Annotated in this window: 2 protein-coding genes; both read left to right on the top strand. The window is 46.9% G+C overall.

Annotated features, from left to right (window positions below; genetic code table 11):
- Positions 1–133: 133 nt before the first annotated feature.
- Positions 134–1,897, top strand: coding sequence for a hypothetical protein (locus tag WC490_07980; GenBank protein ID MFA5098538.1), 1,764 nt, complete (start codon positions 134–136; stop codon positions 1,895–1,897).
- A 2-nt stretch (positions 1,898–1,899) separates the two neighbouring features.
- On the top strand, positions 1,900–4,752 hold the full coding sequence (locus WC490_07975; protein MFA5098537.1) for a hypothetical protein: 2,853 nt from the start codon (positions 1,900–1,902) through the stop codon (positions 4,750–4,752).
- Positions 4,753–4,856 lie beyond the last annotated feature (104 nt).

The raw sequence follows: 4,856 nt of genomic DNA, 5'->3' as shown, positions 1-4,856 counted from the left end.
CAAGGGTCAAGGGGCAAGCTTGCGGCGAGCGGAGTCGAGCCGGGGCAAGTCAAACGGTCAGCACTAATCTGTTTGACTATACCCTTGACCCTATACCCTTGGTTCTTGCAGGAAAATAAGGAGGAAACAAAAAATGACAGAAACGATAGTTCCAGTGGGAGGAGGACTTCCGGCAAATAGTCCCGGCGCAACAACAAAAGTATTAACGATTGCAAATGAAGCAGTAGCAAACTTTCTCAAGATGATGGGGGCTCGAGTAGAAACAAATGGAGCTGCACACACAATTACTGTAGATAGTGCTGTTGAGGATAGCATCTTTGACGGTGGTCTTAACCAAGACGAAATGACCAAATTAGGGATCCAGTTTACCGACAATTTATTCAAATTGGTTGATGCCGGAACGGTTGTTAACACCGATGGCAATAATAGCATTTCTGAAACAGATGCCCAGGCTTTTCTTAATAATGTGAAGGCCTATGGCGAGCTTCTGGGCTTTGACATGAGCAAAGAAGAAAACATCAAAACGGTAGCCGCCATGTATAACAAGGCAGGGGTGGATTTTAGAGTGGTGAACGAAGCCGATCAAAAGGCAGTTCAGGATGCGGCTGCTACGCTGAAGACTAAGGGCGGCGATGCAGCAACAGATGGAACATCCCTGAAGACTTGGACCGATAGTGCCAAAGATCTGGCCGCCACTCAAGCTCTTGCGCGTGCGGTGCTGGGGACAAAAGATGCCGATGGGGAAAAACTTGTAAACGATCTTGTTAGTGCGTGGTGGACGAATATTCTTAAAAAAACAGGCGGCACAATCGAGGAAAAAGATCTTGTGAGTCTCTGGTCCTTCCTTTCGTTCTGGCGCAATGTGCCGGATAGTGTGCTTAAGGAGTGGGGGGTAACGCAAGATCTTTCTAAATACGCGGCCGCATCAACAGGAATTACAGTAGTGAATGAAGGGATGTGGAATACATGGTTGAGTGCGGCGGCGCCGGAGATGCCTGAGGCGGATCCCTCAAGCTCAGTGATTCCGTTCACTCTCACAGGTACTGAACCTACATCAGGAACAGTCGGTACTGCAATAGCTTTAACAATTACTCCGGTTCCAGGAAAAATTCTGACTGTGAAGTTTCAAATCGGCTCAGCAGGCGAACAGACTGTAACTGTCGGAACAAGTAATTCCTACACAATAACACCAAGTGAAGCAGGAGATATGAAAATCTGGGTAGAATGCGAAGGCAAGAAATACAAATTGGATGGAACGGAAATATCTGATACGACCAATGCGACAGTCATAACGATTGTTGATAGCCCCATATTAATAACTCCAGATCAGGCAAGCAAAGCCGCTACCTTGCTGATTCCTAAACCTACAGTTGGAGCAGATGATCCCTTGAGTGCTTGGAGAGACAGCGTTGTTGGGAAAATGAGGATACTTATTGATCCAGGATACAGCTGGATTGGCAGTTTGACAGATGATGAGCTAACTGGTGCTATGGGCCGGATTCAGACTACAGGAGAAAATCCTCAGTATGTCTTAACCGCTCTATTTCCTGAAGGAATTGCCAATGTAAAAGTGTCTTCTATTCTAGATAAACTCCCCCAGGGATTGAGAGATTATTATGGCAGAATACTATTTGCTATGTATGACGGAGTAAGGAAAGATGGTATAACCGAATATACGGGCGAAAATCTGAATAAGGAAGCTACTCTTGACAAGCGCCAGGTGGAGAATGCTTTAAAAGTGCTTGTCCAATGCATGTATCTTTCAACTATTCCCGCTTTACCAAATCTTCTATCAACTGATGCTCCTGAAGACAAGCCTGAAGGCGCGTATTACGCTGCATGCGAAATGGGAAGAAATCCTTTTGATCCAAAACCTTATATAACTGGAGGTAATTAACTATGGGGGTACAAGTGGGAGGGGTTGGACAGGGAAGGAGCCCGGAGCCGTTGAACCCGATGCAGGTTAGACACTCCCCGGCAGAAACCGTTCCGCAGCAAAGGCCGGGAATGGACGGGACACTTTTGGCCCAACTTCCCGCGGGCGCAACGAGCGTACAGGCTCAGGGAGCCCCGGCCCAAGCTACTGTTCCCGAGGACAGGGCAGCAAAAGCGGACGAGCTCTACAAGAAGATGATCGAACCGATGTTGAGGTCCATGGCTCTGGTGCTTAATCCCTCTGAGGTTGAGGCGATCAGAGGTGTGTTCACCGACAATTATTTCAGGAATATTCTTCCTGCGCTTGCCACCGAATTGAGCATCAAAGATTTTTTTGCCAGGCTGGGCGATCCGGCCAAAAGGAACAGCGAGGAAGTACGGCTTAATACGGCTTTTCCTCTGGCATCTGCGGCCTATAAAAAGTATGAAGACATAATGGCTGTCAATCCAGACTATATCGGCAGGACGGGTGAGCAGGTTTCCGTATACTCCTTTTCATATTCTAGCCTGCAATCGCTGTTTGGCTATGTGTTTAATAATATCATGGTTGACAGAAAGCGAGGCGAACTGCTCGATGGATTTTATGGGGCCGCCAGAACTGCGGTCAGAGCGGATTTTTCTTCGATGTTGGCAAGCGGCGATTCATTCCTGGCTTTTGTAAATGGGCTAAACGCACAGGACAAACTGCAGGTAAAAACTATTCTTGTAGGCCTTTACAGGTCATATTATGCCGCCGAAAACCTGACAAAAGAAAAGATAGAAAAGATCAATAATTATGCCGAGTTTTTTGAGCTTGACCAGGCAACAGGCGTGTACAGGTTTAAGGAGTTCTCGGAGGAAAAACTTAAGGCCGCGGGCTTATATGACCTGTGGGCTGGTCTTAATAAAAAGACCGAAGACGAAATGCTAAGATCTGTAGCGGTTAGCCTCAAGACAAGGATCCTTGCCGTCCTGTCCGGGAATTCAGACATAAAGCCCTATTTGACGGACGGAGGGAAAGATGTGTCGGAAATAATTGCCCACGGAGATCCGCAAAAGCTTTTTGAGCTTTTAGGAAAGATCTCTGACAACAGCGGAAGCCTTGTTCCGGCAAACAAGTTAAATCAGATAGAAAGCGGACTTCTTGCGGCGCTGGCGATGCAATCATATATAAAATGTCTGCAGTCAAGAAAGGTGCAATCGCAACTCTTTTTGATGGAAATGGAAGTATACCGCAGCCCAAAATTTGTTGAGTTATTAAAAGCGCAGATCGCTAATGACAAATCTGACAAACTTAAGGACATGATCACAACGGTCCTGCGCAACAGAATAGCAGAATTTGTTGACATTGATATTTCAGGTTATGATCTGGATAAACTTATAACCTTTATTGCTGATTTTAAGCCGGAGGGGTTATCGTCAGCAAAAACGGGTGAGCTTGCCACAGGTTTTATCCATTATCAGGTAGTTGGCTCTGCAGGAGTTGAAAATGTGTCAAAACAGGACGACCCGATCGAGTCTGCAAAGGGCGCTCTTGACACAGGTCTTGACCCAAAAGAGTATGAGCTGTTGACAAAAAGACTTAAAGAATTGGGCTCCCGGCTTACGGTCACGGAAGAAGCATACAGAACAAAAACCAGGGCAGAAATAGAGGCATACTTAACTGCTGTGGACAAACATGCTGCCCTGCTGGCCTTTCTAAGACAAGCGGATGTTGCAGGGGCTGAGGTGGTGTTGTATACAAGAGGGGCCAACGGAGCCGCTGTTAGTACAGAACAGGTCATCGACCTTGGAGCTGCGTATGAGAGATTTCAAAGATATTCAAAAGGAGCAGGCTTCCAGGTTCAGACGCAGAACGGCAGTATCTCTGAGCTTACGCTTCATCAGTATGCACGGGCCCTGTTCGAGGACTTTTTTGCCAGCGCAGAAGCGAGACTTCCTACCAGACAGGTTGATGAAAAGCGCAATCCGATTAATGTGGCCAGAGCGGCTTTCGCAGTTAAGCAGCTCAGGATGATGTTTGAGGGTACGATATCGAGAAGTTTTTTGAGGGCAAGCCTTGAAGAAGTGTCGGAAGAAAACTTTGGCAAACTGCTTTCAGCGCTTTTTAGCAATCCCTCTGAGGAAGAACTAAAATTGAAAGTGACCCAGCAGGACTTTGAAGGAATGCTTAATAATCTTGTGGCGGACGGTGTCATTAAGCCGGAAATAAAGAATAATCTTGCCGCCATTATTAAAGAATCATTAAGTCCCAAAACACAGTTTGCTAGCATGCTGTCGGGCAGCCAGGTATTTAACGCAGACCTCTTTGCCTATTATAGAGCAAGATATTCTGACGATAAAGAGATGACCATTATGCAGCTCTGTGAAAAACTCTACGATGTTCTGAGTTGTTTGAAGAACATTACTCTTACAGCGGAGGATCTTTTGGGTGGCGACAGCAGGGTCTTAGAAAGCATTAAGATCAAGATAAAAGCACTGGGGTTGACGGACGAGGCAATTCCGATAGCGCTTAAACTTGTTCAGTTGGCGCTGTCCGACGAATCAATAGGCATTGACCCGGCATATGTAAAGGCTCAACAGGATTATACTTCATGGGTTGTCCAGCAAAAACCCTATCAGGACAGTCTGGGTGCAACCCTAAACTCAAGGCTTGAGATCGGAGACAAAATAGTTGAGGTTGGAGAGGACCTCTATAACATATTGATGGTTCTGGCAAGAAGCCAAGAACTTATCCTTGCCGATCAGTACAGAAGGAATATTGACGCAAATAAAGGGCAGCAGGCTGTCACCAGCATGGGCGGGGCGGGCACAACGGCAGGCACCAGAAGAAGGTAGCCAATGTGCCGCAGGGGGTTGTATGGGGGAATACATCACCATAGTGTACGGGGGGCGCGAACTCAGGTTCAGGGACCCCAATCAGGACGGGAAGGCATCGGCGC

Source organism: Candidatus Margulisiibacteriota bacterium (genome assembly GCA_041650635.1).
Taxonomy (GTDB): Bacteria; Margulisbacteria; WOR-1; order JAKLHX01; family JBAZKV01; genus JBAZKV01.
Note: the sequence above shows the minus strand (reverse complement) of the source record. Positions and strands in the feature narration are given on the sequence as shown.

Coding starts and splice junctions, on each gene's coding strand:
- WC490_07975 (MFA5098537.1), top strand. CDS start 1,900: ATGGGGGTACAAGTGGGAGGGGTTGGACAGGGAAGGAGCCCGGAGCCG.
- WC490_07980 (MFA5098538.1), top strand. CDS start 134: ATGACAGAAACGATAGTTCCAGTGGGAGGAGGACTTCCGGCAAATAGT.